We start from the raw sequence: 25,217 nt of genomic DNA, 5'->3' as shown, positions 1-25,217 counted from the left end.
GGCTCTATGACGGGGAGGCTTACCGAGGCTCAGTTGAGCCTTTCCACAATCATGGCCATTCCCTGACCGCCGCCGATACAGAGCGTAGCCAGCCCCAGCGATTTATCGCGGGCGCGTAGCGCATGTAACAGCGTGACCATAATGCGAGCGCCGCTGGCGCCAATTGGGTGGCCAAGGGCAATCGCGCCGCCGTTAACGTTGACTTTATCCCCATCCCACGCCATTTGATTGCTCACGGCCAGGAACTGGGCGGCAAAGGCTTCGTTTGCTTCAATTAGGTCAATGTCGGTAAGCGTCAGTCCGGCTTTTTTCAGCGCGCGCCAGCAGGCTGGTACCGGCCCCATCCCCATCAGGGCCGGTGCGACGCCGCCGCTGGCATAGCTGCGTATCCGTGCTAAAGGGCGAACGCCCAGCGCCCTGGCGCGCTGCTCCTCCATAATGACCAGCGCGGCGGCGCCATCATTAATGCCCGAGGCATTGCCCGCCGTGACGGTCCCGAGTTTATCAAAGGCCGGTGAGAGCTTGGCCAGCGTTTCCTGCGTGGTATCGGCGCGGGGGAACTCATCTTGCGCTATCTGCCGTGTGACCCGACGCGAGGTGATCGGGATCGACACGATTTCGTCCGCAAATGCGCCGCGCGCAATGGCTTGGCTGGCTTTTTGCTGGGAGTGTAGAGCCAGTGCGTCTTGGGCTTCACGACCTATGCCATACTGTTTGGCGATATTCTCAGCCGTGATCCCCATGGCGTAGCCTTCAATGGCACAGGTCAGGCCATCTTGCAAGATGACGTCCAGCAGTGAATTATGGCCCATCCGGTATCCCCAGCGCGCAGTGTGCGCCAGCAAATAGGGCGCCTGGCTCATGTTTTCCATCCCCCCGGCGACAATGACCGAGGCATCGCCCGCCTGGATTGCCTGTGCGGCCAGCGCAATACTTTTCAGGCCGGAGCCGCACACTTTATTGACCGTATACGCCGTGACGCTATCCGGCAGGCCGCTTTTTAACGCCGCTTGCCGCGCCGGGTTTTGTCCGAGGCCGGCCTGTAGCACGTTCCCCATAATGACTTCGTCGATCATCGTCTGCTCCAGCGCGGCTCGCTTGAGCGCCTCTGCAATGACGGTGGCCCCCAGCGCGACGGCGCCGAGGTGAGCAAACGCACCGCCGAAGCTGCCAATAGCGCTGCGAACGGCGCTGCCAATCACAATGTTTTTCATTCGCAGGCATCCTGTGGTTGGGGCATGGTTGAGAGGCGAGGGGATACCGTGAAGTGCGCCGTTGTTTTCCGCTGCAGAGTGTTGAGATCGATGCCCGGCGCCAGCTCAGTGAGCACCATTTGCCGGTGTTCAAAATGAAACACGGCCAGTTCAGTGACCAGCATATGCACGGCATTGACCGCGGTCAGCGGCAGGGTACAGCGGGGGAGAATTTTGGCCGCCCCCGTTTTGGTGCAGTGTTCCATTCCGATAATGACTTTGCGTGCGCCGGTCACCAGATCCATTGCGCCGCCCATGCCGGGCACCATTTCCCCCGGAATAACCCAATTGGCCAGATTGGCCAGTTGATCGACCTGTAGCCCGCCCAAGACACAGACGTCCAAATGGCCCCCGCGGATGAGGGCAAAAGATAACGCACTGTCAAACATGGCGGCACCGGGTATCCTGCCGCAGGGTTGTCCTCCGGCATTGACCAGGTTACGTTGAACCTGGTTCAGTGGGCCAAGGCCAAGAAAGCCGTTCTCGGATTGCAAAATAATATCTACGCCCGGAGGTAAATAGTCGGCGACGAGGATGGGAATGCCTATCCCCAGATTAACAATATCGCCATCGTTAAACTCCTGTGCGATGCGATAGGCAATGCGCTGTTTTGCATTCATCTCTATTTCTCCTCTGGCGACAGGATATAATCAATCACGGCACCGGGCGTGACGATAAGGTCGGGATCTAATTCTCCAGCGGTTACTATATGGTCGGGTTCTGCAAGGGTGATATCGGCAGCTAAGGCGATCAGTGGATTAAAGTTGCGCGCGCTCAGTTGGTAACATAAGTTGCCCAGCGTATCGGCCTGGTAGGCTTGGATGAGGGCCAGATCGGCCCTCAGTGGGCGCTCCAGTAAATAAGGTTTTCCCCCCAGCGTTATTTTTTGTTTCCCTTCTTCAACCAACGTGCCGACGCCGGTTGGCGTAAGCACGCCGCCTAACCCGGCCCCGCCGCAGCGGATTTGCTCTATGAGGGTCCCCTGGGGAACCAGTTGGACCTCCAGCTCTCCGGCGATCATTAGACGGCCGGTCTCCGGGTTAGTCCCAATATGCGAGGCAATCACTTTTTTCACCCGGCCGTGGTGGATGAGAATACCGATTCCGCTATTGATAAACGCCGTGTCGTTAGCGATGATCGTTAACTCTTTAGCGCCAGAGTCGAGCAATGCCTGAATTAATCGCGGCGGGGTACCACAGCCCATAAAACCGCCGATCATGAGGGTTATTCCATCAGCAAAATGTGCATAAGTCTGCGCTACTGTGATTTGTTTATTCTGCATGACGATTCCTTGTTACTGACTGACCATCTCAGGGAGATGGGCTCGCCCAGGCGGCGCCATTAAATCGATGTAGAAGGGGCCATCTGGGGCGACTTACTGTCTGCGCTCTCGCCGTATCGGCTAAGGCGGCATACGCCCGTATATCGGCTGCCTATCCGGTGGCTACGGCAGGCCGCTATTGAGCCAGCCAGCCCCCGTCCACATTCCACGCCGCACCGCGCACCTGATCGGCCGCCGGGCTGCATAAAAATAGCGCCAGCGCGCCTAATTGCTGCGGCGTCACAAAATCCAGCGACGGCTGCTTCTCTGCCAGTAGCGCATCCCGAGCCTGCTGGGTATCACCGTCGGCAGCCCGCGCCGCTATCTGCTGTTGCACCAGGGGCGTGAGTACCCAACCGGGGCAGATGGCATTACAGGTGACCGGGCTGCGCGCGGTTTCCAGCGCAATCACCTTCGTCAGCCCCACCACGCCATGCTTGGCCGCCACGTATGCCGCCTTTTGCGTGGAGGCGACCAAGCCGTGCACGGAGGCGATATTGATTATGCGGCCCCAGCCCTTCTCCCGTAGGGCAGGCAAGGCCAGGCGGCTGGTATGAAATACAGAAGAGAGGTTGACTGCGAGGATTGCATCCCATTGCTCCTCCGGGAAATGCTCTACGCTGGCGACATGCTGTATTCCCGCGTTATTGACCAGAATGTCCACGCCGCCGAACTGTGTAGTGGCGTAATCCATCATGGCGGCGATATGGTCGGGATGGCTCAGGTCAGCCGAGTGGTAGCCCGGGGGGAGGCCGCACGCGGCTATTTGCCCGGTGGCGTGCGCAACGTCGCCAAAGCCATTCAGAATGACCTGCGCGCCCTGCTGCGCCAGCGTTTTCGCAATACCCAACCCGATTCCACTGGTTGAGCCGGTTATCAATGCGACTTTGCCCTGTAGGTTTATCATATGAACTCCGTATCATTCATTGCGCCGCACAGCGGCACGCGTTAAACAATGCCGGTCAGATAGAACACGGCGATGACAAAAAAGACCGCAAGGGTTTTAATCAGGGTGATGGCAAAGATGCCGCCATAGGATTGGCGATGGCTTAAGCCGGTAATGGCCAGTAATGTAATGACGGCACCATTGTGCGGCAGCGTATCCATACCGCCGCTGGCCATGGCGGCGATGCGGTGCAGGACTTCCATAGGGATGCCGTTTGCGTTGGCCGCCGCAATAAAAGTGTCGGACATCGCCGCCAGCGCAATACTCATCCCGCCGGAGGCAGAGCCGGTAATCCCGGCCAACAGCGTGATGCTGATCGCCTCGTTGACTAAGGGATCGGGAATGGCCTCCAGCCCTTTGGCGAGTAACAGAAAGCCGGGGAGCGCGGCGATAACGGCGCCAAAACCATATTCTGACGCGGTATTCATGGCGGCGAGGATGGCGCCGGAGACGGCATTTTTACTGCCCTCAGCCAGACGCCCACCGATATTGCGAAAGCCGAAGAGTGCGACCACCAGAATGCCGACCAGCAGCGCCGCCTCTACCGCCCAGATCGCGGTGACCTTCTCTATGGAAATCACGATCGGGCTTGTCATGCCGGGCAGGGCGAATGAGTGTAATGTGCCATACCATTGCGGAATATAATGCGTGAACAGTAGGTTACAGATACCCACCAGAAGCAGTGGCGCGAGCGCGATAACAGGATGAGGTAAGTTAAGCGTGTCGGGGGTTTCGGGCTCATTTACTAAATCGGTGCCGTAACCTTCATGGGCCTGGTGGGCTTTACGCCGCTGGCGCTCAAGGTAGGCTAGGCCGAGCGCGAGCATAAAAAGTGCGCCGGTAAGGCTCAGCAAGGGGGCCGCCCAGGCATTGGTGTTAAAGAAGGCGGCCGGGATAATATTTTGGATCTGCGGTGTTCCGGGCAAGGTATCCATGGTGAATGAAAATGCTCCCAGGGCGATCGTGGCCGGGATTAAGTGCTTGGGAATATTGCTTTGCCGGAACATCTCTGCGGCAAAGGGATAGACGGCGAAGGCGACAACAAACAGAGACACGCCGCCATAGGTGAGCAGAGCGCAGACGATGACAATCACCGGCATGGCATGCCGCTGCCCGAGTATACGAATAACGGTCACCACAATGGCGCGCGAGAAACCAGCGAGCTCAATCAGTTTGCCAAAAAGGGCGCCCAGCAGGAATACCGGAAAATAGAGCTGGATAAAACTGACCATTTTATCCATGAATAGTCCGCTGAACGCTGGGCCGACAGCACTGGGGTCGGTAAACAGTACGGCGCCGAGTGCGGCTAAGGGGGCAAAAAGAATGACGCTGTAACCCCGGTAAGCGGCTAGCATAAGTAAACTTAGGGATGCGATGGCAACTATAATGCTCATTTACTATTCCTTAGTTAATTATAATTAATTCGGCTTACTGCTATTTATCGTTATCGGGAAATAAAAAACATAAATTGCCAAGTTATATTCATCATCAAAGTTGGTATCGATAGCGGCGAATGTCATTAGCCACTTTTGTGGTGAAATAATTGACAAGGTCGAGCGTTTTGTTAAGTTTGTTTTTCCAATGTATTAGTTTATTATTTTTATTAATTATGAATTAGTCCCTGATTAATAAATGGTTGGGGAGATAACCGATGGCAATGAGTATTAAGCAATTGCGTGCATTTTTAGCTGTTGCTCACACTTTAAACTTTGCGCAGGCTAGCGTGAGATTGAACCTTTCTCAGCCGGCGTTGAGTCTGGCTATCCGTAGCCTGGAGGACGCTTTGGGGGGGGCGCTGTTTGTGCGAACGACGCGTCAAGTGAGGCTAACGCCTGAAGGCGAGGCGTTTTTCCCGCTAGTGCGTCAGCTGCTGGTGGACTGGGATAATACGACTGAAACGATAAGACAGCGTTTTACATTACAGGTCGGTAAAGTCGCCATTGCCGCGATGCCCTCGTTTGCCGCGAACCCATTACCGTTTATTTTGCAACGTTTGCCGGGGTCAACGTGGTGGTGCATGATGTCATTAATGAAGCCGTGTATGAAATGATTGCTGAAAGGCGGGTAGAAATGGGCATCGCCTTTGAACCGGAGCCTGGTGCGCGATTGCATTTTACCCCGCTGGGCATGAATCGGTTTATTGCCATTGTTCCGCCGGGGTGTCCTTTTGCCCGGCAGCAGGATATCGGTTGGCGGCAGTTGCTCTCGCTGGACTTTATTACGCTACAGCGCCCTTCGTCCATGCGCCTGCTGCTGGAGCAGCGTCTGGCACAGAACGGTAAACAATTGCCGGTGGCGTTTGAAAGTCACCAATTGATAACGGTAGGCAATATGGTCGCAAACGGGCTGGGCGTCAGTGCGGTACCGGCGTGGTGCGCCCGGCAAATGCGGCAGTTGGGCGCAGTGTGCCTGCCGTTGATCGAGCCGGTGATTGAAAACCGCTTCGGCTTAGTAAGCCTCATGCATCACCCGTTCTCCTGCGCTGCGCAGGCTATGGCAGATACGATTTGTGAATATGCGCAGGCGGATGAGGGATGCCTGAGGTAAGGCGGGCTGGGCAATATGCGTGGGCCTGGATACGTCGATTTTAGCCATTTTGTTCATTTTCTTTTTAAATCAAGGTGATTAACCTCTCCTTTCCCCAAACATACGACAATTAATCCCCCATAGTTTGATTTTGATCCTGTTACCTCGCTTGGGTTATTTGGCAGGATGGATTCACCTGATGATTAGGTTGAGTCCCGTTTCATGCCGATACTGAGCGCGGTCGCACAACGCTTATTGTAAATAACATGTTAACATCGGGCGGTAAAGTTAACAGGCCGCGCGGTTTTTCTTATCGAGCATCACGCCGATGGTGCTGCGCGGCTCGGTAAATTTATAGAAGCTGACGTTGTAAGCGAGAGAAAAATGTCAAATAAACCCTTCCATTATCAAGATCCGTTTCCGCTGCAAGGCGATGACACCGACTATTATCTGCTGAGCAAGGAGCATGTCTCCGTGGTCAGCTTTGAAGGCCAGGATATGCTGAAGGTCGAGCCGCAGGCGCTGACGCTGTTGGCCCAGCAGGCGTTCCACGACGCCTCGTTTATGCTGCGCCCGGCTCATCAGCGCCAGGTCGCCGCGATTCTTGACGATCCGCAGGCCAGCGAAAACGATAAATACGTCGCGCTGCAGTTCCTGCGTAACTCCGAGATCGCCGCCAAGGGGGTACTGCCGACCTGTCAGGACACCGGGACGGCGATTATCGTGGGTAAAAAAGGCCAGCGCGTGTGGACCGGCGGCGGCGATGCCGAGGCGCTGTCGCGCGGGGTTTATAACACCTATATCGAAGATAACCTGCGCTACTCCCAGAATGCCGCGCTGGATATGTATAACGAGGTCAATACCGGAACCAACCTGCCGGCGCAGATCGACCTGTACGCCACCGAGGGCGAGGAGTACAAATTCCTGTGCGTCGCCAAAGGCGGCGGTTCAGCCAATAAAACCTACCTGTATCAGGAGACCAAGGCGCTGCTGACGCCGGAGAAGCTGAAGGCTTTCCTGATCGAGAAGATGCGTACCCTGGGTACCGCGGCCTGTCCGCCGTACCACGTGGCCTTCGTTATCGGCGGTACGTCGGCGGAGTCTACGCTGAAGACGGTGAAGCTGGCGTCGACCAAGTACTATGATGCGCTGCCGACCGAGGGCAATGAGCACGGCCAGGCGTTCCGCGATGTGGCGCTGGAGCAGGAGCTGCTGCTGGCGGCGCAAGCGCTGGGGCTGGGTGCACAGTTCGGCGGCAAATACTTTGCCCACGACGTGCGGGTGATCCGCCTGCCGCGCCACGGCGCCTCCTGTCCGGTTGGCATGGGGGTTTCCTGCTCGGCGGATCGTAATATCAAGGCCAAGATTAACCGCGAGGGGATCTGGATCGAGAAGCTGGAGCATAACCCAGGTAAATATATTCCTGAGCATCTGCGCCAAGCCGGCGAGGGGGAGGCCATCAAGGTGGATCTCAACCGTCCGATGAAGGCGATCCTGGCGCAGCTCTCCCAGTATCCGGTCTCTACCCGTCTGTCGCTCTCCGGTACCATCATCGTCGGGCGTGATATCGCCCACGCCAAGCTGAAGGCGCTGCTGGACGAAGGCAAGCCGCTACCGCAGTATGTGAAGGATCACCCGATCTACTACGCAGGCCCGGCCAAGACGCCGGCGGGCCATGCCTCTGGCTCACTGGGGCCAACCACGGCAGGCCGTATGGACTCCTATGTCGACCTGCTGCAGGCCAACGGCGGCAGCATGATCATGCTGGCCAAAGGGAACCGCAGCCAGCAGGTCACCGACGCCTGCCATAAACACGGTGGCTTCTATCTGGGCAGCATCGGTGGCCCGGCGGCGGTACTGGCCCAGCAGAGCATCAAGAGCCTGACCTGCGTGGCCTATCCTGAGCTGGGGATGGAGGCTATCTGGAAGATTGAGGTAGAAGACTTCCCGGCCTTCATCCTGGTGGATGACAAGGGAAATGACTTCTTCCAGCAGATTTTGAGCAGCCGCTGCAGTAGCTGCATGAAATAAGCGACGAATCCCGGTCGCGCTACCGCTACCGGTCAGGTTATCGCGTTGATCCCCACGCCATGGCGTGGGGATTTTTGTATGGGCTTAACGCAGCTGATCGCGGGCCGTGTAGAACTTGGCGTAGGCGAGGTAGCCCGCGATGATGGTGGAGAGGCTGGCGGTGGAGATCAGCATAAAGGTCACCATAATCTGATAGCGGATGGCCTTGACCGGATCGATACCGGCGAAGATCAGGCCCGACATCATGCCCGGCAGGCTGACCAGTCCGACGGTTTTGGCGGAGTCGACGGTGGGGATCATCGCCGCCTTGATGCTGGCGCGGATAATCCTCGCCGACGCCTGCTTCGGGGTCGCGCCCAGGCTGAGCATCTCCTGCACCCGCTGGCGTTCGTCGTGAAAGCGCTGACGCAGGTTGTTATAGCACAGGCCGACGGCCACCATGGCGTTACCGGCGATCATTCCGGCGATGGGGATCACCTGCATCGGGGTAAATTCGATGGAGCCGCTGACGATCAGGATCGCCAGGGTCAGCGCGGTGCCGGTGACGATGGCGATCAGCGACATGGCAAAGGCATTGCTGAGGTTCTTACTGCGCTTCTTCGCGTTCCAGGCCGCGTTGACGCAGATAAACAGCACCATCAATAGGGTCAGCAGGGCGCTGTCCAGATGAAAGATATACTTTAAAACGTAGCCTACCAGGATCAGCTGGACGATGGCACGACTGACGCTCCACAGAATGTCTTTGCCGAGCCCCAGCTTTTCCCGCCCGCTGATGACCAGCGCAATGGCGACCAGCGCCAGGGCCATGACCAGAGACTGATCGGTAATGTTATGGCTATTCATGGCGTAGCTCCCCGTTTGACTGAGTCCCGTCTTCCTCTGCGTCGTCGCTATCGGCCAGGCGCGGTAGGGTTATCACATTGTCGCACTGGGTAATCTCGTCGCTGCTGTGCGTGACCCAGATAATGGCGATCCCCTGCTGCTGATTGAGGTGCGTGATGACCTCATGCACGATGGTTCGATTGTGCTCATCCAGCGCGCTGGTGATTTCGTCCAGCAGCAACACCTGCGGCATATATTGAATGTTACGCAGCAGCGCCACGCGCTGACGCTCGCCGCCGGAGAGATCTTCGATGCGCTGATCCAGCGTATGCAGCGGCAGGCCGAACTGCATCAGGCCACGACGGATGCGATCCATATCCGGCGCGTCGCCGCGGATCTGGTAGGGAAACAGCAGGTTGTCGCGCACCGTATCGCCGAACAGCACCGGCGTTTGGAAGCTATAGGAGACCTGTTTGCGATACGCCTCCGGAGGATAGGCGCTCAGGGGGGTTCCCTGCAGCAGGATCTCGCCGCGCTGCGGCTCCAGCAGTGAGGCCGCAATCTTGAGCAGCGTGCTCTTGCCGCAGCCCGAGGGGCCCGTGATTACTTTGAATTCGCCGGGCTGTAGCGTCAGCGATACGTCGTGCAGAATGGGGCGTCCATTAGCGCTGAAGTCGATGTGATTAAGCGCCAGTAGCGGTGTTGCGGTCATATTCTCCCTCACGGGTACCAACAAAAAGGCCTGTCCTAAGGGACAGGCCGGAGTAAATAGCGTCCTGAGCCTACGCGCGTACCGACCATCGCAGCGTTTCCCCTGCCAAGAAGGGGATCAGGGTTTCATCACCGCTGGCGATACTGTCGACGACAGACGCAGGCTCTTGTACCAGCTCAATATACGCCTCATTGGCCGGGAGTCCATAAAAAGCCGGTCCGTTCAGCGAACAGAAGGCCTCCAGGTGCTGCAGCGCCTGCTCCTCGTCAAAGACCGTTGCGTAGGCCTGTAGCGCCGTCGGCGCGTTGAAGACCCCGGCGCAGCCGCAGGCTGACTCTTTGCGCCCGCGCAGGTGCGGCGCGGAGTCGGTGCCGAGGAAGAAGCAGGTTTTTCCGCTGGTGGCCGCCTTGCGTAGCGCCTGTTGGTGTACGCTGCGCTTGAGGATCGGCAGGCAGTACAGGTGCGGACGAATCCCGCCGACCAGCATGTGGTTGCGGTTGAACATCAGGTGCTGAGGAGTAATGGTCGCCGCCAGATAGCGATCGCCCTCGGCGACAAACTGGGCCGCTTCGCGGGTGGTGATGTGCTCAAAGACGATACGCAGTTCGGGGAAGTCGCGGCGCAGCGGTAGCATCACCTGCTCGATAAAGCGCGCTTCGCGATCGAATATGTCGATATCCGCCTGGGTGACTTCGCCGTGGATCAGCAGCGGCATACCGCTCTTCTGCATCGCCTCAAACAGCGGGTACAGTCCGGGAATGGAGGTCACGCCGCAGGCCGAGTTCGTGGTGGCGTTGGCCGGATACAGCTTGGCGGCGGTGAATACGCCTTCCCGCTGGCCGTGCATCAGCGAGTCTACCGAGAGGGCGTCGGTCAGATAGCAGGTCATCAGCGGGGTAAACGCGTGTCCCTGCGGCACGGCGTCGAGAATGCGCTGGCGATAGGCGATGCACTGCTCCACGGAGGTGACCGGCGGAACCAGGTTGGGCATCACCACGGCCCGGGAAAAGTGGCGGCTGGTATAGGGTAACACGCTGTGCAGCATCTCATCATCGCGCAGATGGAGGTGCCAATCGTCAGGGCGGCGGATCTTCAGGGTGTGCTGCATTACGGTCATTACGGACTCCGGCTGGTGGATATGTCTGATGGACTGCGCAGGCTTCTGGTCGCTGTAGGGGCAGGGCGCCAGGGCGCAGTGAACATTTCTGTGCCGGGCGGTAAGGATAACGGGAAACGGGCTTGGATGCATCCGATTGTTGTATCGCGTCATCAATTTGTGCGCTTGAGCAAGGCGGTGGGGCGATTAGGGGCCGAGGGCTCATGTCGCGGACGGCAAAAACGGGTAAGGTGATCGGGTAGGCATTCGTCGCGTACCACGACGGATGTATTCCAGGCGGCGTCCGCCGCGGTTCGATACGCTTGCGCCGTACCGCAGGGCGAGGCGCCCCGGTCTCAAGAGGAGTGTGTTATGAGTGAAGTTCGCATTGTCGCGACGCTGGTCGCATCCGCGGGGCAGCAAGAGGCGGTACGCCACGCCGCGCTGCAGTTGGTTGAGCCCAGCCGCGCCGAGGCGGGAAACGTGCGTTATGACCTCCATCAGGAAGAGGGGCAGGCCGCAACGCTGGTGTTCTTTGAGATCTGGCAATCGCCGCAGGCGCTGACGCAGCATGAAAAAAGCGCCCACTTTGCCGCTTTTCTGCAGGCGATAGAAGGGCGGTGCGCCAGCGTTGAGATCACGCGACTGCGCCAGATAGCCTAGCGCCGATATAAAAAAACCCGCCTTTCGGCGGGTTTTTTGGGCTAGCCGCCTCTTACTCCTGCGGCATGACCGGTTTCGTGGCTGGCGCCGCGGCCTGATTGGTCGCGGCGTCTGCACCGGCGGCACCGCGGCCGTGGAAGTCATATTCCGGGCGAACCCAGGTGCTGACTACCGTGACCGGTGCAACGTAGGCCGGCGCCGGGGCCGTAGTCATCGGCGCGCTAGCGCGACCGTGTTCGTGCGTATCGCTCGGGGCCATTGCCGACGGCTGTACCTGGGCGTCGACTACGCTGGCTTCGGCTTCGGCTTCGGCTTCGGCTTCGGCTTCGGCTTCGGCTTCGGCTTCGGTAGCCTGTGTTTCGGCCTCGGCTTCGGCAGCCTGTGCTTCGGCCTGGGCCAATGCAGGCAGCGCCTCTTCCAGCGTCGGTGCGGCGGCGGCACAGACGGCGTGCGCGGCGCTCTCCTCTGCGACTACCGGCGCCGGCTGCTGCGCGATCGCGTCGCGGGTCGGCTCCTCAACGGCTGCGGCCGGGGCGATGATCGCCTGCACCACCGGCTCGGCGGCCACGGCGTCGTTGACGACGGTCTCGGCGGTGACGCTCGGACGTGCGGCTTCCACCGGTGCGGCGGCGAGGGTCTCTACCGCTACCGCGGTGGCGCTCTCCTCTGTGGCGCGCGGCGCTTCGCGCTCGACGCTCTCGACGGCCGCAGGGGTGGCGATAGGATAGCTGATCCACACCTTGCCAGAGGCCATCTCCGGAGAGTAGACCGCCAGCGTCAGCGGCATCGGTGACTGCTGCGGATAACGCTCGTCGCGATAGCGGCGACGGCGCTGCCCGCTGACGCGCAGGTGACGCGGTGAGCGACGTGAGCGACGCGGCATGCCATTCTCATGGCGCGGCGCGTTATCCTCTTCCGCGGCGACGGCGGCGCTCTCCTGAGGCTGAGCGCTAACCACCGGCAGAGCCGGAGCGGCGGTCGCGTCGGCGACCGGTGCCACGGCGGCATCTGCGTCGGCGCTGACAACGGCTGACGCGCTCTCGCCGATGCGGATTTTCTGGCTCAGCTGGCGGCGTTGACGGCGCTGGGCCGGTACGCTCTCCTCTGCGATCTCTTCCTCAGGCTGTGCGGCGGAGTCCAGTGCCTTGACCTCTTGCTGGGCCTGGCGCTTCTCTTCCTGACGACGGCGCTGACGCTCGTTGCGCTGCTCGCGGCGCTGCTGCTGCTCTTCGCGCTGCTGGGCATTCTCTTCTACGCCGTTCTCTGTCACCGGCGTCGGCTGAGCCTGACGGCGGCCACGGCGCTGTTCGTCGCGGTTTTCACGGCCGTCGCGGTTCGCACGCTCTGGACGTTCACCGCGCTCCGGGCGTTCACCGCGCTCCGGACGATCGCCGCGTTCACCGCGCTCCGGACGATCGCCGCGTTCACCGCGTTCACGACGCGGATTCTGGCGACGACCGCGGCGCTCCTGCGAGGAACGGCTCTCGTCACGCGGACGCTCTGCGCTGGCGGCAGGTTTCTCTTCCTGCACCGGCGCCGGGGCGTCGTCGCCGGCGAAGATCCCTTTCAGGGAGGCCACCAGGCGACCAAACAGACCCGGACGGGCGTCGGCGACCGGCTGCGGGCGTTCGGTCGGCGCGACGTCGACAGCGACAGGCTTATCCTGCGCGGCGTCGATCGGCGGTGCGGCCACATCCAGGCTAAAGGCGGCCAGCGCCGGTTGCTCCGGGCGCTTGCGCTCTGCCGGTACTTCTTCCTCACCGCAGGCTTCCGCTTCGTGCAGCTGCGGCAGCTTGTAGCTCAGGGTATGGGTCTCTTCGCCTTTACGAACCCGCATAACGGCGTAGTGCGGGGTCTGCATTTGCTCGTTAGGCACCACGATGACGCGCACGTCCGGCTGGCGTTTTTCAATGGCGCTTACGGCGTCACGCTTCTCGTTCAGCAGATAAGAGGCGACCGGTACCGGCACGATGGCGTGCACTTCACGGGTGTTCTCCTTCAGCGCTTCCTCTTCGATCAGACGCAGGATGGACAGCGCCAGCGATTCGTTGTCACGCACGGTACCGGTGCCATTACAGCGCGGGCAGACGTGGTGGCTGGATTCGCCCAGAGAGGGGCTGAGGCGCTGGCGGGACATCTCCAGCAGGCCAAAGCGGGAGATCCGACCGATCTGAATACGGGCGCGATCCTGACGCACGGCGTCACGCAGGCGGTTTTCGACCTCGCGCTGGTGGCGTACCGGGGTCATATCGATAAAGTCGATCACGATCAGACCACCCAGGTCGCGCAGACGCAGCTGGCGGGCGATTTCATCGGCGGCCTCCAGGTTGGTGTTGAACGCCGTCTCTTCGATATCGCCGCCGCGGGTAGCGCGGGCGGAGTTGATATCGATGGCGGTCAGCGCCTCGGTGCTGTCGATAACGATAGAGCCGCCGGAGGGCAGGCGGACTTCACGCTGGAAGGCGGACTCGATCTGTGACTCGATCTGATAGTGGCTGAACAGCGGGATTTCCCCGGTGTACAGCTTGATTTTGCTGCTGAAGTCCGGACGGCCCAGGGCGGCGATATGCTGCTTGGCCAGGTCGAGGATCTTCGGGTTATCGATCAGGATTTCGCCGATGTCCGGGCGCAGATAGTCGCGGAAGGCGCGGACGATGACGTTGCTTTCCTGATGGATCAGGAACGGCGCAGAGCGGCCTTCGGCGGCTTTCTTGATGGCGTCCCAGTGCTTCAGGCGGAAGGAGAGATCCCACTGCAGGGCTTCGGCGGATTTGCCGACGCCGGCGGTGCGGACGATCAGCCCCATGCCGTCGGGAATTTGCAGAGAGGAGAGCGCTTCCTTCAGCTCGGTGCGGTCATCGCCCTCGATACGGCGGGAGATACCGCCGGCGCGCGGGTTGTTGGGCATCAGCACCAGATAGCTGCCCGCCAGGCTGATAAAGGTGGTCAGCGCAGCCCCTTTGTTGCCGCGCTCTTCCTTATCAACCTGAACAATGACCTCCTGCCCTTCGCGCAGCACGTCCTTAATGTTGGGACGGCCGTGGGCGGAGTAGTTGCTGGGGAAATATTCGCGGGCGATCTCTTTAAGGGGCAGGAAACCGTGTCGTTCGGCGCCGTAGTCAACAAAGGCTGCTTCCAGACTGGGCTCAATACGGGTGATTTTACCCTTGTAAATGTTTGCTTTCTTCTGTTCGTGACCCGGGCTTTCAATATCCAGATCGTACAGTCGCTGACCATCCACAAGGGCGACACGCAACTCCTCCTGCTGAGTTGCGTTGATTAACATTCTTTTCATCGTTAACGTACTCGTTTTTTTTGCATTGGCAACTTAAGCTGCGGGCGAAAAGACCTTTCTGACCGGGAGGAAGACCGATGACCCCGAGTCTTATCGCAAAGTCGTCAACCTCACGGTTGTCGCCTGCATAGGGGCGCAATATTCGGTAAGCCTGCATTTCTTTGTGAAAGGCAGCGCTGTTTATCAGGATGACACCGCAGAAAAAGGATGCGGCCAACTGACTCCATGTTGTTGGTCAGACTGCGACCCGCAGCCCGCTAATTACTTGATTTCGCACTACGTCTTACGCCATTGCTGCATTTCTGCGCTATCAGGTAAACGTTGAATCCCACCTCTTTTTTCGCTTTGATGGAAAAAAGCGCGGAAAACTACTCCATTATTTCACTGCAATGACAAATATAGCAAGACGCCATTGCGGGTTGTTCGCAGAAAATTGCCCTATGACGACATGTCACACCATAAACTCTGCTGATAGGTATGTCCGTGCGTCGCCGTCGCGCGCGCTATCGCTGAATTATTGCACAGCGGCTGAAAATAGCAGTAGCGCGGCGGCGCGGCGCTCTTTAAAATCGCGCCCATGAATACACAAAACATCTCCGTCAAGTTAGTCACGATCGCCGCCGATGAGGCGGGACAGCGAATCGATAATTTTTTGCGCAACCAGTTAAAGGGTGTGCCGAAGAGTATGATCTATCGCATCGTGCGTAAGGGTGAGGTGCGGGTCAACAAGAAACGCATCAAGCCGGAATATAAGCTGGAAGCCGGGGATCAGGTCCGGATCCCGCCGGTGCGGGTGGCCGAACGCGATGAGGCGCCGGTGTCAGCCCGTCTGGATAAGGTCGCCGCGCTCAATGACTGTATCCTGTATGAAGATGACTACCTGCTGGTGCTGAATAAGCCCTCTGGCACCGCGGTACACGGCGGCAGCGGCCTTAGCTTTGGCGTGATTGAGGGGCTGCGTGCCCTGCGCCCAGAGGCCCGTTTCCTGGAGCTGGTGCATCGGTTGGATCGCGAGACCTCCGGGGTGCTTCTGGTGGCGAAGAAGCGCTCGGCGCTGCGCTCGCTGCATGAGCAGCTGCGTGAGAAGGGGATGCAGAAGGATTATCTGGCGCTGGTGCGCGGCCAGTGGCAGTCACACTGTAAAGTGGTACAGGCGCCGCTGCTGAAAAATACCCTGCAAAGCGGTGAACGCGTCGTACGGGTGAACGCCGAAGGCAAGCCGTCGGAAACCCGCTTTAAGGTAGAGGAGCGCTTTGCTAACGCCACGCTGGTTAAGGCCAGCCCGGTGACCGGGCGAACCCATCAGATCCGCGTTCATACCCTGCACGCCGGCCACCCGATCGCCTTTGACGATCGCTACGGCGACCGCGACTTCGACCGCGAGCTGGCGGATACCGGCTTAAACCGCCTGTTCCTGCACGCGGCGGCGCTGCGCTTTGTGCATCCGCACAGTGGTGAGACCCTGCGCGTCGAGGCGCCGCTGGATGCCGCGCTGCGCCACTGTCTGAGCGTGCTGCGCGCACGCAGCGCGCTTAGCTGAGGCGAGGCGGCGTAGGTGTGACAAAGTAGGCCCCGCGTTAGCGGGGTCTACTGCGTTGGACGCTACGGCTTAAAACTCCAGATTGACCCCAACGTTGTAAGCGGCAGAGCCGCTGCCAAAGGCGATGCCCGCCTTGGCGGCGAAGGTTTCATTGACGCGATAGCCGACGCCGACGGCGGCGGCCTGCTCATCCTTATATCCGCCCATGGCCGCCGTCACGTTGACGTTTCCGATCCCATAGGGCTGGAACAGGCCGGAGAGCGCCGCCGTTTTCGCGGCGGTCTGGCGCAGCTCTTTGCGGTTATTGTCGACCTCGCGGTAGAGATCGTTGATCTGCCGCTGGGCGGTGTCCTGCCAAGCCTGAGTCAGCTCCTGCCGAAGATCGGTATAGCCTATCGCCGCATTGAGCGTCCGCTCGGCCTGCACTTTGGCCTCGGCGTTGGCAATCGTCTCGGTATAGCTTTTCAGCCCCTGGCTTAGCTCGCTCTCCAGCGTCGTAACGCGCTGATCCAGCGGGGACCCCTCCGTGGGGTCAATCGTATCAAGCCGCGCATTGATCGCGTTGGCCAGCGCCTGTATCTTCCCATCGCTCGCTGCCTGCGTTACCTGCAGCTTGGCATCGGTTGCCTCCTGTCCGGCATCGTGCACACCCTGCAAGACGCGGGAGAGGCCAGAGTTCGCCGGCGTTCCCTCTTCGGACGGCGTCAGGGTGAAGTCGCGCTGCAGCTGGGTGACCAGCCGCTGCAGGTTCGCGGTATTACCCTCATCGATGGCTTGCTTCAGGTCGTTGATATAGGTGGTGAATGCGGAGGGGGTGACCGCGCCGTCATCCGCCGCGCTATCGATAAATGCTGCCTGCAGCGCCGTTTTTAGCGTGTCGATTTCAGCCTTGGCCTCAGTCGTCGCGGTATTTACGCTGGCGAGCTGCTCTTTTACCGCCGGCAGTTTCAGGAATTCTTCCAGCGAGCTCGGGCCGCTGCCATCCTCTCCGGTGGCGCTGAAGGCGCCGGAAAGGTTGGCAAAGACGCCGTTCAGCCCGCCCAGGCTGGTCTGCAGCGTGGTGAGCGCCTCCGCGTTCGTATCGGCTTTGTTATCTGCGGTGCTGGCCTTAGTATCCGCGGCCCGCACCGCCGTTCTTAGTCCGTTGATATCAGCCTTGGCATCTACCATATCGTCATCTACTCTGTCGATCAGCCTTTTTACCGACGGCAGGCCCAGAAATGTTTCCAGCGAGCTCGGGCCGCTGCCATCCTCTCCGGTGGCGCTGAAGGCGTTGGAAAGGTTGGCAAAGACGCCGTTCAGCCCGCCCAGGCTGGTCTGCAGCGTGGCGAGTGCCTGCGTGTTCGCTTCGGCTTTGGTCTCTGCAACGCTGGCCTTAGTATCAGCCTGATTTATTTTTGGGATAATATGTTGCTCCAACGTATTTAGCGACTCTGAAATAGTGATGGGATCTTCCCATTTTCTATTTTCTACGCCCTCGAGGGTAATGTCGCCACGTTCCGGTGCCGCCGCGAAGGCCTGGCATGTCATGATAAATAGGCTAGCGCTAATAGCAGAGGTAATAATATTTTTCTTCATCTTATCAATCCTTGTCTAAGTATCTTGCTACTGAATTAATAAATAATTAACGTTATGGCGCGTCTCGTTCTTTCTTCGGTGGGGAATTGATTTAAATGATTTAAAATCAATCTGTTGTATATTTTATCTCCGCGTATTTTAATCTGTGCTGGGCTGTGATATATCTCATTGTTTTCCCTCGGCGTGGCTTGTCGCGTTATGCCGCTGGCGTGAGGCGTTGTTTCACTGTTTCCATGTATTTGGATAAGGGGTATTTACTCTGCGCTGTAAACATTACTCCGAAAAATATACCGATTTTAATATAGGTATCTTATTGTCTTTTGCGCGAATGAAATGTTGGAAAATATAATTATCAAGAATTTATTAGAAATGATGAATATGGTGTGTGGGTATTATTCCGTGCATCCGGGCGGGAGAGAATGAAGACGGTAGTACGGCAATGCAGTAAATAGTGCAGTAATAAAAGGGGGGGAGGTCGTCACGGCTTAAGTATGAGGGCAAGGGCGTCTTAGCGGCATCCGCAAAAGGCACCCTTCCGCCGCCGGTCGATTATCGGGCGGCCAGCAGCGGATTCACGCCGTGGCGCAGCAGCAGCGTATTCAGCGCGATCAGCGGCAGTCCAATCAGGGCATTGGGGTCTCGCCCCTCCAGACGGTCGAACAGCAGAATGCCGGCGCCTTCGCACATAAAGCTGCCGGCACAGTGGAGCGGCTGCTCCAGCGTCACATAGGCCTCGATCTCGGCATCGCTCAGCGACCGAAAGTGAACATGAAACGGCTCACACAGCGTATGGCAGGCGCCGCTGGCGCTGTTGAGCACGCTCAGGCCGCTATAAAACGTAATGCGTTGTCCGCTGGCGGCGCGCAGCTGGGCGCAGGCGCGCTCATGGCTTAGGGGTTTCCCGGTGATTTGGCCGTTGAGTACGCAGACCTGATCGCTGCCGATGATCAGGTGCGCCGGATAGTCGGCGGCCAGCGCGCGCGCCTTGGCCTCGGCCAAGCGACAGACCAGCGCCTGGGCGGTTTCATTGGGCTGCGGCGTTTCGTCCGTGTGTGGCGCTGCGCAGATAAAAGGCAGCGCCAGCTTCTCCAGCAGGGCGCGGCGGTAGGGCGAGGTCGAGGCGAGCAGCAGGGGCAACATATTTTTTCCCGAAAGCATGGCGTTAATGATGGCATCATTTTAAACTGTCCGCCGCTCAGGAAGCGAATATTGGGGGAAAGGGGCGCGAGAGTGGCCTTTTCCTTTGACTCTATGGCTTTACAAAGTTAATATGCGCGCCCTATGCAAAAGGTAAAATTACCCTTGACCCTTGATCCGGTACGCGCTGCGCAGAAGCGTTTAGACTATGTTGGTGTCTATGCTTCCGAGCAGTTAACGCGCTTAGCTGAATCTGTGGTCAGCGTGGACAGCGATGTCTCCGCTGAGATGTCCTTTTCAATCGACAATCAGCGGTTGGCTGTGATCCGTGGGCATGCCGACGTTAGCGTAACGTTGCAGTGCCAGCGCTGTAATCAGCCATTCCAGCATCACCTCCACGTAACGTATTGTTTCAGTCCGGTCGCCAATGACGAGCAGGCTGAAGCATTGCCGGAAATTTACGAGCCGATCGACGTCAATGAATACGGCGAAGTCGATCTGCTGGCGATGGTCGAAGATGAAATCATCCTCGCCTTGCCGGTGGTTCCGGTGCATGAATCTGAACACTGTGAAGTGTCCGACGCGGACATGGTGTTCGGTAAGCTGCCTCCCGAGGCGGAAAAACCGAATCCATTTGCCGCACTAGCCAGTTTAAAGCGAAAGTAATCAAGGAGTAAGGTCCATGGCCGTACAGCAGAACAAAAAAACCCGCTCTTGCCGTGGTATGCGTCGTTCCCACGATGCGCTGACCACTGCAACCGTCTCTGTTGACAAGGTTTCCGGTGAAACTCACCTGCGTCACCACGTCACTGCGGACGGTTTCTACCGCGGTCGCAAGGTCATCGCTAAGTAATACAGCTCTGTATTAACAAGGCGATACTTTGACTCGTCTAACCCTTGCGTTAGATGCGATGAGCGGGGACTTTGGTCCCTGCATCACAGTGCCTGCCGCGCTGCAGGCACTGACTTCAACTTCGTCACTGTCCCTTTTGTTGGTCGGCCAGCCCGACGCCATCGCGCCTTACCTTTCCGCCGCAGACGCTTCACTGCGCTCCCGGCTACGGGTGGTGGCAGCCGAAACCGTGATCCCCAACGACGCTAAGCCGTCACACGCTATCCGCAACAGTCGCGGCAGCTCAATGCGCATTGCGCTGGAGCTGGTGAAGCGCGGCGAGGCTCAGGCGGTGGTCAGCGCGGGAAACACCGGCGCACTGATGGGACTGGCGACGCTGTTGCTAAAGCCGCTGGAGGGCATCGACCGTCCGGCGCTGGTGACGGTGCTGCCCAATCAGCGCAAGAGTAAGACCGTGGTGCTGGATCTCGGGGCCAACGTGGCCTGCAGCAGCGCCATGCTGGTACAGTTCGCCGTGATGGGCGCGGTGCTGGCAGAAGAGATTGTCGGTATCCCGGCGCCGCGCGTCGCGTTACTGAATATCGGGGAAGAAGAGTGTAAGGGACTGGACAATATCCGCGAAGCCGCCGCTGTGCTGAAGACGACGCCGGCCATCGACTATATTGGTTATCTGGAAGGCAATGACTTGCTGAGCGGAAAAACCGATGTCTTGGTCTGTGACGGCTTCGTGGGTAATGTTACGCTGAAAACCATGGAGGGAGTGGTGCGCATGTTCCTCTCCCTGCTGAAGCCGGCGGGCGATAAACCGCGCAGTGCCTGGTGGCTGCGCTGGCTGGGTCGCTGGATACAAAAAAGAGTGGCAAAGCGTTTCGGGCATTTGAACCCCGACCAGTATAATGGCGCTTGTCTGTTAGGATTACGTGGCACCGTAATCAAGAGCCATGGGGCGGCCAACCAACGGGCGTTCGCCGTCGCCATACAACAGGCTGTGCAGGCGGTGCAACGGCAGATCCCCGAGCGGATCGCGCTGCGCCTTAAGGCTGTATTACCCAAGAGTGACTAATCGTACATGCATACAAGAATTCTCGGTACGGGGAGCTACCTGCCCGTACAAGTACGCACCAATGCTGATTTAGAGAAAATGGTGGAGACCTCTGACGAGTGGATCGTCAGCCGTACCGGCATCCGTGAGCGGCGCATTGCCGCGGCGGACGAGTCCGTCGCCACTATGGCATTTGAAGCTGCCAAACACGCTCTGGAAATGGCACAGATCGACAAGGATGACATCGGCCTGATCATCGTGGCGACCACCTCGGCCAATAACGCGTTTCCCAGCGCGGCCTGCGAAGTCCAGAATATGCTGGAGATCCGTAACGGCTCTCCGGCTTTCGACGTCGGTGCGGCCTGTGCCGGGTTCACCTACGCGCTGAGTATCGCCGATCAGTACATTAAAGGCGGCGCGGTACGCTACGCGCTGGTGATCGGTTCGGATGCGCTGGCGCGCACCGTGGATCAGCAGGATCGCGGCACGGTGATCCTGTTTGGCGACGGCGCCGGTGCCGTGGTGCTGGGCGCCGCTGAGCAGCCGGGCATCCTGTCGACCCATATTCATGCCGACGGCCGCTATGGCGAGCTGCTGACGCTGCCTAACCGCCCGCGCCATACCGAGGATCAGGCGTACCTGACCATGGCGGGGAACGAGGTGTTTAAAGTGGCCGTGACCGAGCTGGCGCATATCGTGGATGAGACGCTGCAGGCTAACCAGCTGTCCCGCGACGATCTGGACTGGCTGGTGCCGCATCAGGCCAACCTGCGCATCATCAGCGCGACCGCGAAGAAGCTGGGCATGAGCCTGGACAGCGTGGTGGTGACGCTGGATCGCCACGGTAATACCTCGGCGGCCTCGGTGCCGGCGGCGCTGGACGAGGCGGTACGCGATGGCCGTATCCAGCGTGGTCAACTGATTCTGCTGGAGGCCTTCGGTGGCGGTTTCACCTGGGGCTCCGCGCTGGTTCGTTTTTGATTTTTTTTGTTCAGGAAAACACTCATGTCTACATTTGCAATGGTATTCCCCGGGCAGGGGTCACAGACCGTGGGTATGCTGGCCGATTTAGCCGCACAGTACCCGGTGGTCGAGCAGACCTTCGCCGAGGCCTCCGAGGCGCTGGGTTATGATTTGTGGAGCCTGGTGCAGCAAGGGCCGGCCGAAGAGCTGAACAAGACCTGGCAGACCCAGCCGGCGCTGCTGACGGCCTCCGTCGCAATTTATCGCGTCTGGCAGCAGAACCATGGCAAACAGCCGGCGATGATGGCTGGGCACAGCCTGGGTGAATACTCTGCGCTGGTCTGCGCCGGCGTCCTCGACTTTACGCAGGCGGTACGCCTGGTCGAGCTGCGCGGCAAGCTGATGCAGCAGGCGGTGCCGGCAGGCACCGGTGCGATGTATGCCATCATCGGTCTGGACAACGACGCCATCGCCGCCGCCTGCGCCGAGGCGGCGCTGGGGCAGGTGGTCGCGCCGGTCAACTTCAACTCGCCGGGGCAGGTGGTGATCGCCGGTGAAAAAGAGGCCGTCGAGCGCGCCGGCGCCGCCTGTAAGGCCGCCGGTGCCAAGCGTGCGCTGCCGCTGCCGGTCAGCGTACCGTCGCACTGTGCGCTGATGAAGCCGGCCGCGGACCAGCTGGCCGAGGCGCTGAAGGCGATCGACTTCCATGCGCCGTCCTGTCCGGTGATCAATAATGTCGATGTGACGGCGGCGAGCGACGCTGATGCGATACGCGATGCGCTGGTGCGCCAGCTCTACAGCCCGGTTCGCTGGACGGAGACCGTGCAGCTGATGGCCGCCGAAGGCGTTGACCATCTGCTGGAGATGGGCCCGGGCAAAGTGTTGACCGGCCTGACCAAGCGTATCGTCGATACCATGACCGCTGCGGCGGTGAATGACTGCGCATCCCTGACCGCCGCTCTCGAACAGTAATACGAGGAAAACATGAGCTTAGAAGGTAAAATTGCACTGGTAACCGGCGCAAGCCGTGGCATCGGCCGCGCCATCGCCGAGACGCTGGTCGCCCGCGGCGCCCGCGTCATCGGTACGGCCACCAGCGACAAGGGCGCAGAGGCGATCAGCGCTTATCTGGGCGATAACGGTATGGGAATGGCGCTGAACGTGACCGACTCTGCCTCTATCGACAGCATGCTGGAGCGCGTGCGCGCGGAGTTTGGCGAGATCGATATTCTGGTCAATAACGCCGGGATCACCCGCGACAATCTGCTGATGCGGATGAAGGATGATGAGTGGCAGGATATCCTGGACACCAACCTGACGTCGGTGTTCCGCCTGTCAAAAGCCGTCATGCGCGCTATGATGAAGAAGCGCTGCGGGCGTATTATTACCATCGGCTCCGTGGTAGGCACCATGGGGAACGCTGGGCAGGCGAACTACGCCGCGGCTAAAGCGGGCCTTATCGGCTTCAGCAAGTCGCTGGCGCGTGAAGTCGCCTCCCGCGGCATCACCGTTAACGTGGTGGCGCCGGGATTTATCGAGACCGATATGACGCGCGCGCTCTCCGATGAGCAGCGCAGCGGCATTTTGGCCGCGGTGCCGGCCGGTCGTCTGGGTGATGCTAAAGAGATCGCCTACGCCGTTGCCTTTTTGGCCTCGGATGAGGCGGCCTACATCACCGGCGAGACGCTACATGTCAACGGCGGCATGTACATGATCTAAAAATCACGAAAACTATTTGCCTTTATTGAGCAAAACACCGCAAAATAGAGCAAAATCGTGGTTTGACCAGCCGGGATTTGGTTGCATCTTTTTCAACTTTCAATACACTACGAAAACCATCGCGCAAGCGAGTTTTGATAGGAAATTTAAGAGTATGAGCACTATCGAAGAACGCGTTAAGAAAATCATTGTTGAACAGCTGGGTGTTAAAGAAGACGAAGTTGTGAATTCAGCTTCTTTCGTTGACGATCTGGGTGCTGATTCTCTTGACACCGTTGAACTGGTTATGGCTCTGGAAGAAGAGTTTGATACTGAGATTCCGGACGAAGAAGCAGAGAAGATCACCACTGTTCAGGCCGCTATCGACTACATCGAAGCTGCAAACAAGTAAGTGAACTCATCTAGGCGGTCATTCGACCGCCTACGTTTTTCCTGCATTCATCAAGTATCACTTCCCTCCCTGGAGGACAAACGTGTCTAAGCGTCGAGTTGTTGTGACCGGACTGGGCATGTTGTCTCCTGTCGGCAATACCGTAGATTCCACATGGAATGCGATTCTTGCCGGTCAGAGTGGCATCAGCCTGATCGACCATTTCGATACTAGCGCCTATGCAACGCGTTTTGCGGGCTTAGTAAAGGATTTTAATTGCGAAGAGCATATTTCGCGCAAAGACGCGCGTAAGATGGATCTCTTCATCCAGTACGGGATCATGGCCGGTATTCAGGCCTTTCAGGACTCTGGACTGGAAATTACGGAAGAAAATGCCCCGCGTATTGGCGCCGCTATCGGCTCCGGGATCGGCGGCCTCGGCCTGATCGAAGAAAACCACGGTGCACTGATGCACGGTGGCCCACGCAAGATCAGCCCGTTTTTCGTTCCGTCAACCATCGTCAACATGGTGGCAGGGCATCTCTCCATCATGCTGGGGCTGCGTGGACCGAGCATCTCCATTGCGACGGCCTGCACCTCTGGCGTGCATAACATTGGCCACGCGGCGCGAATGATCGCGTATGGCGACGCCGATGCCATGCTGGCCGGCGGCGCAGAAAAGGCGAGTACTCAGCTGGGCGTCGGCGGATTTGGCGCCGCACGCGCGCTCTCGACCCGCAATGATAACCCGCAGGCGGCGAGCCGTCCGTGGGACAAAGATCGCGACGGCTTCGTGCTGGGCGACGGCGCCGGTATTCTGGTGCTGGAAGAGTACGAGCACGCCAAGGCGCGCGGTGCCAAGATCTATGCCGAGCTGGTTGGCTTTGGCATGAGCAGCGACGCCTACCATATGACGTCACCGCCGGCCGATGGCGCCGGTGCCGCGCTGGCGATGGAAAATGCGCTGCGCGATGCGGGGGTTACCCCGAGCCAGGTTGGCTATATCAACGCCCACGGCACCTCTACGGCGGCCGGCGATAAGGCGGAGACCCAGGCGGTCAAGAATGTCTACGGCGCCGATGCGGCCGGTGTGATGGTCAGCTCGACCAAGTCGATGACCGGCCACCTGCTGGGCGCCGCCGGTGCGGTAGAGTCCATCTTTACCATTCTGGCGCTGCGCGACCAGGTGATTCCGCCGACCATTAACCTGGACAACCCGGATGAGGGTTGCGATCTGGACTTCGTTCCGCACGAAGCCCGCCAGGTCAGCGGCCTGGAGTATGCGCTGTGCAACTCCTTCGGCTTTGGCGGTACCAACGGCTCCATTATTTTCCGCAAGGTGTAATGGCG

The 25,217-nt window shown here is 59.1% G+C and carries 22 protein-coding genes and 1 pseudogene; 12 read left to right on the top strand and 11 right to left on the bottom strand.

Going from position 1 to position 25,217, the window contains the following annotated elements; genetic code table 11:
* Nucleotides 1-29: 29 nt before the first annotated feature.
* The 5 genes from BRD58_RS11120 to BRD58_RS11100 form a co-directional block, all read right to left on the bottom strand.
* A complete protein-coding gene (locus tag BRD58_RS11120) occupies nucleotides 30-1,214 on the bottom strand; it encodes an acetyl-CoA C-acetyltransferase (RefSeq protein ID WP_073382952.1) in 1,185 nt (394 codons plus the stop codon).
* Entirely contained in the window at nucleotides 1,211-1,873 is a 663-nt protein-coding gene (locus tag BRD58_RS11115; protein ID WP_073382947.1) for a 3-oxoacid CoA-transferase subunit B, read from the bottom strand. Before BRD58_RS11115 ends, BRD58_RS11120 begins: the two co-directional genes overlap by 4 nt.
* Before the next feature lie 2 nt (nucleotides 1,874-1,875).
* A complete protein-coding gene (gene atoD / locus BRD58_RS11110) occupies nucleotides 1,876-2,535 on the bottom strand; it encodes an acetate CoA-transferase subunit alpha (protein WP_012848952.1) in 660 nt (219 codons plus the stop codon).
* A gap of 175 nt (nucleotides 2,536-2,710) precedes the next feature.
* The gene (locus BRD58_RS11105) at nucleotides 2,711-3,478 is read right to left on the bottom strand and encodes a 3-hydroxybutyrate dehydrogenase (RefSeq protein ID WP_034168060.1); all 768 of its coding nucleotides are present in this window, start codon (nucleotides 3,476-3,478) and stop codon (nucleotides 2,711-2,713) included.
* Between the two features lie 44 nt (nucleotides 3,479-3,522).
* Nucleotides 3,523-4,914, bottom strand: coding sequence for a GntP family permease (locus BRD58_RS11100; RefSeq protein ID WP_069578799.1), 1,392 nt, complete (start codon nucleotides 4,912-4,914; stop codon nucleotides 3,523-3,525).
* A 257-nt stretch (nucleotides 4,915-5,171) separates the two neighbouring features.
* Between BRD58_RS11100 and BRD58_RS11095 the strand changes: the two are divergent.
* A pseudogene (locus tag BRD58_RS11095) lies at nucleotides 5,172-6,067 on the top strand (LysR family transcriptional regulator).
* Between the two features lie 363 nt (nucleotides 6,068-6,430).
* Nucleotides 6,431-8,077, top strand: coding sequence for a class I fumarate hydratase FumA (gene fumA / locus BRD58_RS11090; protein ID WP_073382943.1), 1,647 nt, complete (start codon nucleotides 6,431-6,433; stop codon nucleotides 8,075-8,077).
* Nucleotides 8,078-8,161: 84 nt separating this feature from the next.
* On the opposite strand, the gene fetB is transcribed toward fumA, so the two are convergent.
* The 3 genes from fetB to pyrC form a co-directional block, all read right to left on the bottom strand.
* A complete protein-coding gene (gene fetB, locus BRD58_RS11085; RefSeq protein ID WP_015461783.1) occupies nucleotides 8,162-8,920 on the bottom strand; it encodes an iron efflux ABC transporter permease subunit FetB in 759 nt (252 codons plus the stop codon).
* Nucleotides 8,913-9,611 carry an iron efflux ABC transporter ATP-binding subunit FetA gene (fetA, locus tag BRD58_RS11080; RefSeq protein ID WP_012848945.1) on the bottom strand — a complete coding sequence of 233 codons (699 nt, stop codon included), beginning with the start codon at nucleotides 9,609-9,611 and terminating at the stop codon, nucleotides 8,913-8,915. The genes fetB and fetA overlap by 8 nt, the downstream gene beginning before the upstream one ends.
* Before the next feature lie 70 nt (nucleotides 9,612-9,681).
* Nucleotides 9,682-10,728, bottom strand: coding sequence for a dihydroorotase (gene pyrC, locus BRD58_RS11075; RefSeq protein WP_073382939.1), 1,047 nt, complete (start codon nucleotides 10,726-10,728; stop codon nucleotides 9,682-9,684).
* A 351-nt stretch (nucleotides 10,729-11,079) separates the two neighbouring features.
* Here pyrC and BRD58_RS11070 point away from each other — a divergent pair, with 351 nt between their 5' ends.
* The gene (locus BRD58_RS11070) at nucleotides 11,080-11,370 is read left to right on the top strand and encodes a putative quinol monooxygenase (RefSeq protein ID WP_012848943.1); all 291 of its coding nucleotides are present in this window, start codon (nucleotides 11,080-11,082) and stop codon (nucleotides 11,368-11,370) included.
* 52 nt (nucleotides 11,371-11,422) lie between these two features.
* On the opposite strand, the gene rne is transcribed toward BRD58_RS11070, so the two are convergent.
* Nucleotides 11,423-14,665 carry a ribonuclease E gene (rne, locus tag BRD58_RS11065; protein ID WP_073382934.1) on the bottom strand — a complete coding sequence of 1,081 codons (3,243 nt, stop codon included), beginning with the start codon at nucleotides 14,663-14,665 and terminating at the stop codon, nucleotides 11,423-11,425.
* A gap of 577 nt (nucleotides 14,666-15,242) precedes the next feature.
* Between rne and rluC the strand changes: the two genes are divergently transcribed.
* Nucleotides 15,243-16,205 carry a 23S rRNA pseudouridine(955/2504/2580) synthase RluC gene (rluC, locus tag BRD58_RS11055; protein ID WP_012848941.1) on the top strand — a complete coding sequence of 321 codons (963 nt, stop codon included), beginning with the start codon at nucleotides 15,243-15,245 and terminating at the stop codon, nucleotides 16,203-16,205.
* Nucleotides 16,206-16,274: 69 nt separating this feature from the next.
* Here the strand turns inward: rluC and BRD58_RS11050 are convergent, their stop codons facing one another.
* Nucleotides 16,275-17,783 carry a YadA-like family protein gene (locus tag BRD58_RS11050; protein ID WP_073382929.1) on the bottom strand — a complete coding sequence of 503 codons (1,509 nt, stop codon included), beginning with the start codon at nucleotides 17,781-17,783 and terminating at the stop codon, nucleotides 16,275-16,277.
* Nucleotides 17,784-18,332: 549 nt separating this feature from the next.
* Nucleotides 18,333-18,923 carry a Maf family protein gene (locus tag BRD58_RS11045; protein WP_073382923.1) on the bottom strand — a complete coding sequence of 197 codons (591 nt, stop codon included), beginning with the start codon at nucleotides 18,921-18,923 and terminating at the stop codon, nucleotides 18,333-18,335.
* Between the two features lie 141 nt (nucleotides 18,924-19,064).
* Here BRD58_RS11045 and yceD point away from each other — a divergent pair, with 141 nt between their 5' ends.
* The 8 genes from yceD to fabF all read left to right on the top strand — a co-directional run bounded on the left by yceD (nucleotide 19,065) and on the right by fabF (nucleotide 25,212).
* Nucleotides 19,065-19,586: a 23S rRNA accumulation protein YceD gene (gene yceD, locus BRD58_RS11040; protein ID WP_015461778.1), complete on the top strand. Its 522-nt coding sequence runs from the start codon at nucleotides 19,065-19,067 to the stop codon at nucleotides 19,584-19,586.
* Nucleotides 19,587-19,602: 16 nt separating this feature from the next.
* Nucleotides 19,603-19,773: a 50S ribosomal protein L32 gene (gene rpmF, locus BRD58_RS11035; protein ID WP_005287307.1), complete on the top strand. Its 171-nt coding sequence runs from the start codon at nucleotides 19,603-19,605 to the stop codon at nucleotides 19,771-19,773.
* A gap of 28 nt (nucleotides 19,774-19,801) precedes the next feature.
* Nucleotides 19,802-20,836 carry a phosphate acyltransferase PlsX gene (plsX, locus tag BRD58_RS11030; RefSeq protein WP_015461777.1) on the top strand — a complete coding sequence of 345 codons (1,035 nt, stop codon included), beginning with the start codon at nucleotides 19,802-19,804 and terminating at the stop codon, nucleotides 20,834-20,836.
* Nucleotides 20,837-20,842: 6 nt separating this feature from the next.
* Complete coding sequence (locus tag BRD58_RS11025) at nucleotides 20,843-21,796, top strand: beta-ketoacyl-ACP synthase III (protein WP_015461776.1); 954 nt, start codon at nucleotides 20,843-20,845, stop codon at nucleotides 21,794-21,796.
* A gap of 24 nt (nucleotides 21,797-21,820) precedes the next feature.
* Nucleotides 21,821-22,750, top strand: coding sequence for an ACP S-malonyltransferase (gene fabD / locus BRD58_RS11020; protein WP_073382918.1), 930 nt, complete (start codon nucleotides 21,821-21,823; stop codon nucleotides 22,748-22,750).
* A gap of 12 nt (nucleotides 22,751-22,762) precedes the next feature.
* Nucleotides 22,763-23,497, top strand: coding sequence for a 3-oxoacyl-ACP reductase FabG (gene fabG / locus BRD58_RS11015; RefSeq protein WP_015461775.1), 735 nt, complete (start codon nucleotides 22,763-22,765; stop codon nucleotides 23,495-23,497).
* A 154-nt stretch (nucleotides 23,498-23,651) separates the two neighbouring features.
* Nucleotides 23,652-23,888 carry an acyl carrier protein gene (gene acpP / locus BRD58_RS11010; protein ID WP_005293837.1) on the top strand — a complete coding sequence of 79 codons (237 nt, stop codon included), beginning with the start codon at nucleotides 23,652-23,654 and terminating at the stop codon, nucleotides 23,886-23,888.
* An 82-nt stretch (nucleotides 23,889-23,970) separates the two neighbouring features.
* Nucleotides 23,971-25,212, top strand: a complete 1,242-nt coding sequence (fabF, locus tag BRD58_RS11005; protein WP_015461774.1) for a beta-ketoacyl-ACP synthase II — start codon at nucleotides 23,971-23,973, stop codon at nucleotides 25,210-25,212.
* Nucleotides 25,213-25,217 lie beyond the last annotated feature (5 nt).

The sequence above is a fragment of the Edwardsiella piscicida genome, from assembly GCF_001896205.1.
In the GTDB taxonomy this organism is placed as follows: domain Bacteria; phylum Pseudomonadota; class Gammaproteobacteria; order Enterobacterales; family Enterobacteriaceae; genus Edwardsiella; species Edwardsiella piscicida.
Note: the sequence above shows the minus strand (reverse complement) of the source record. Positions and strands in the feature narration are given on the sequence as shown.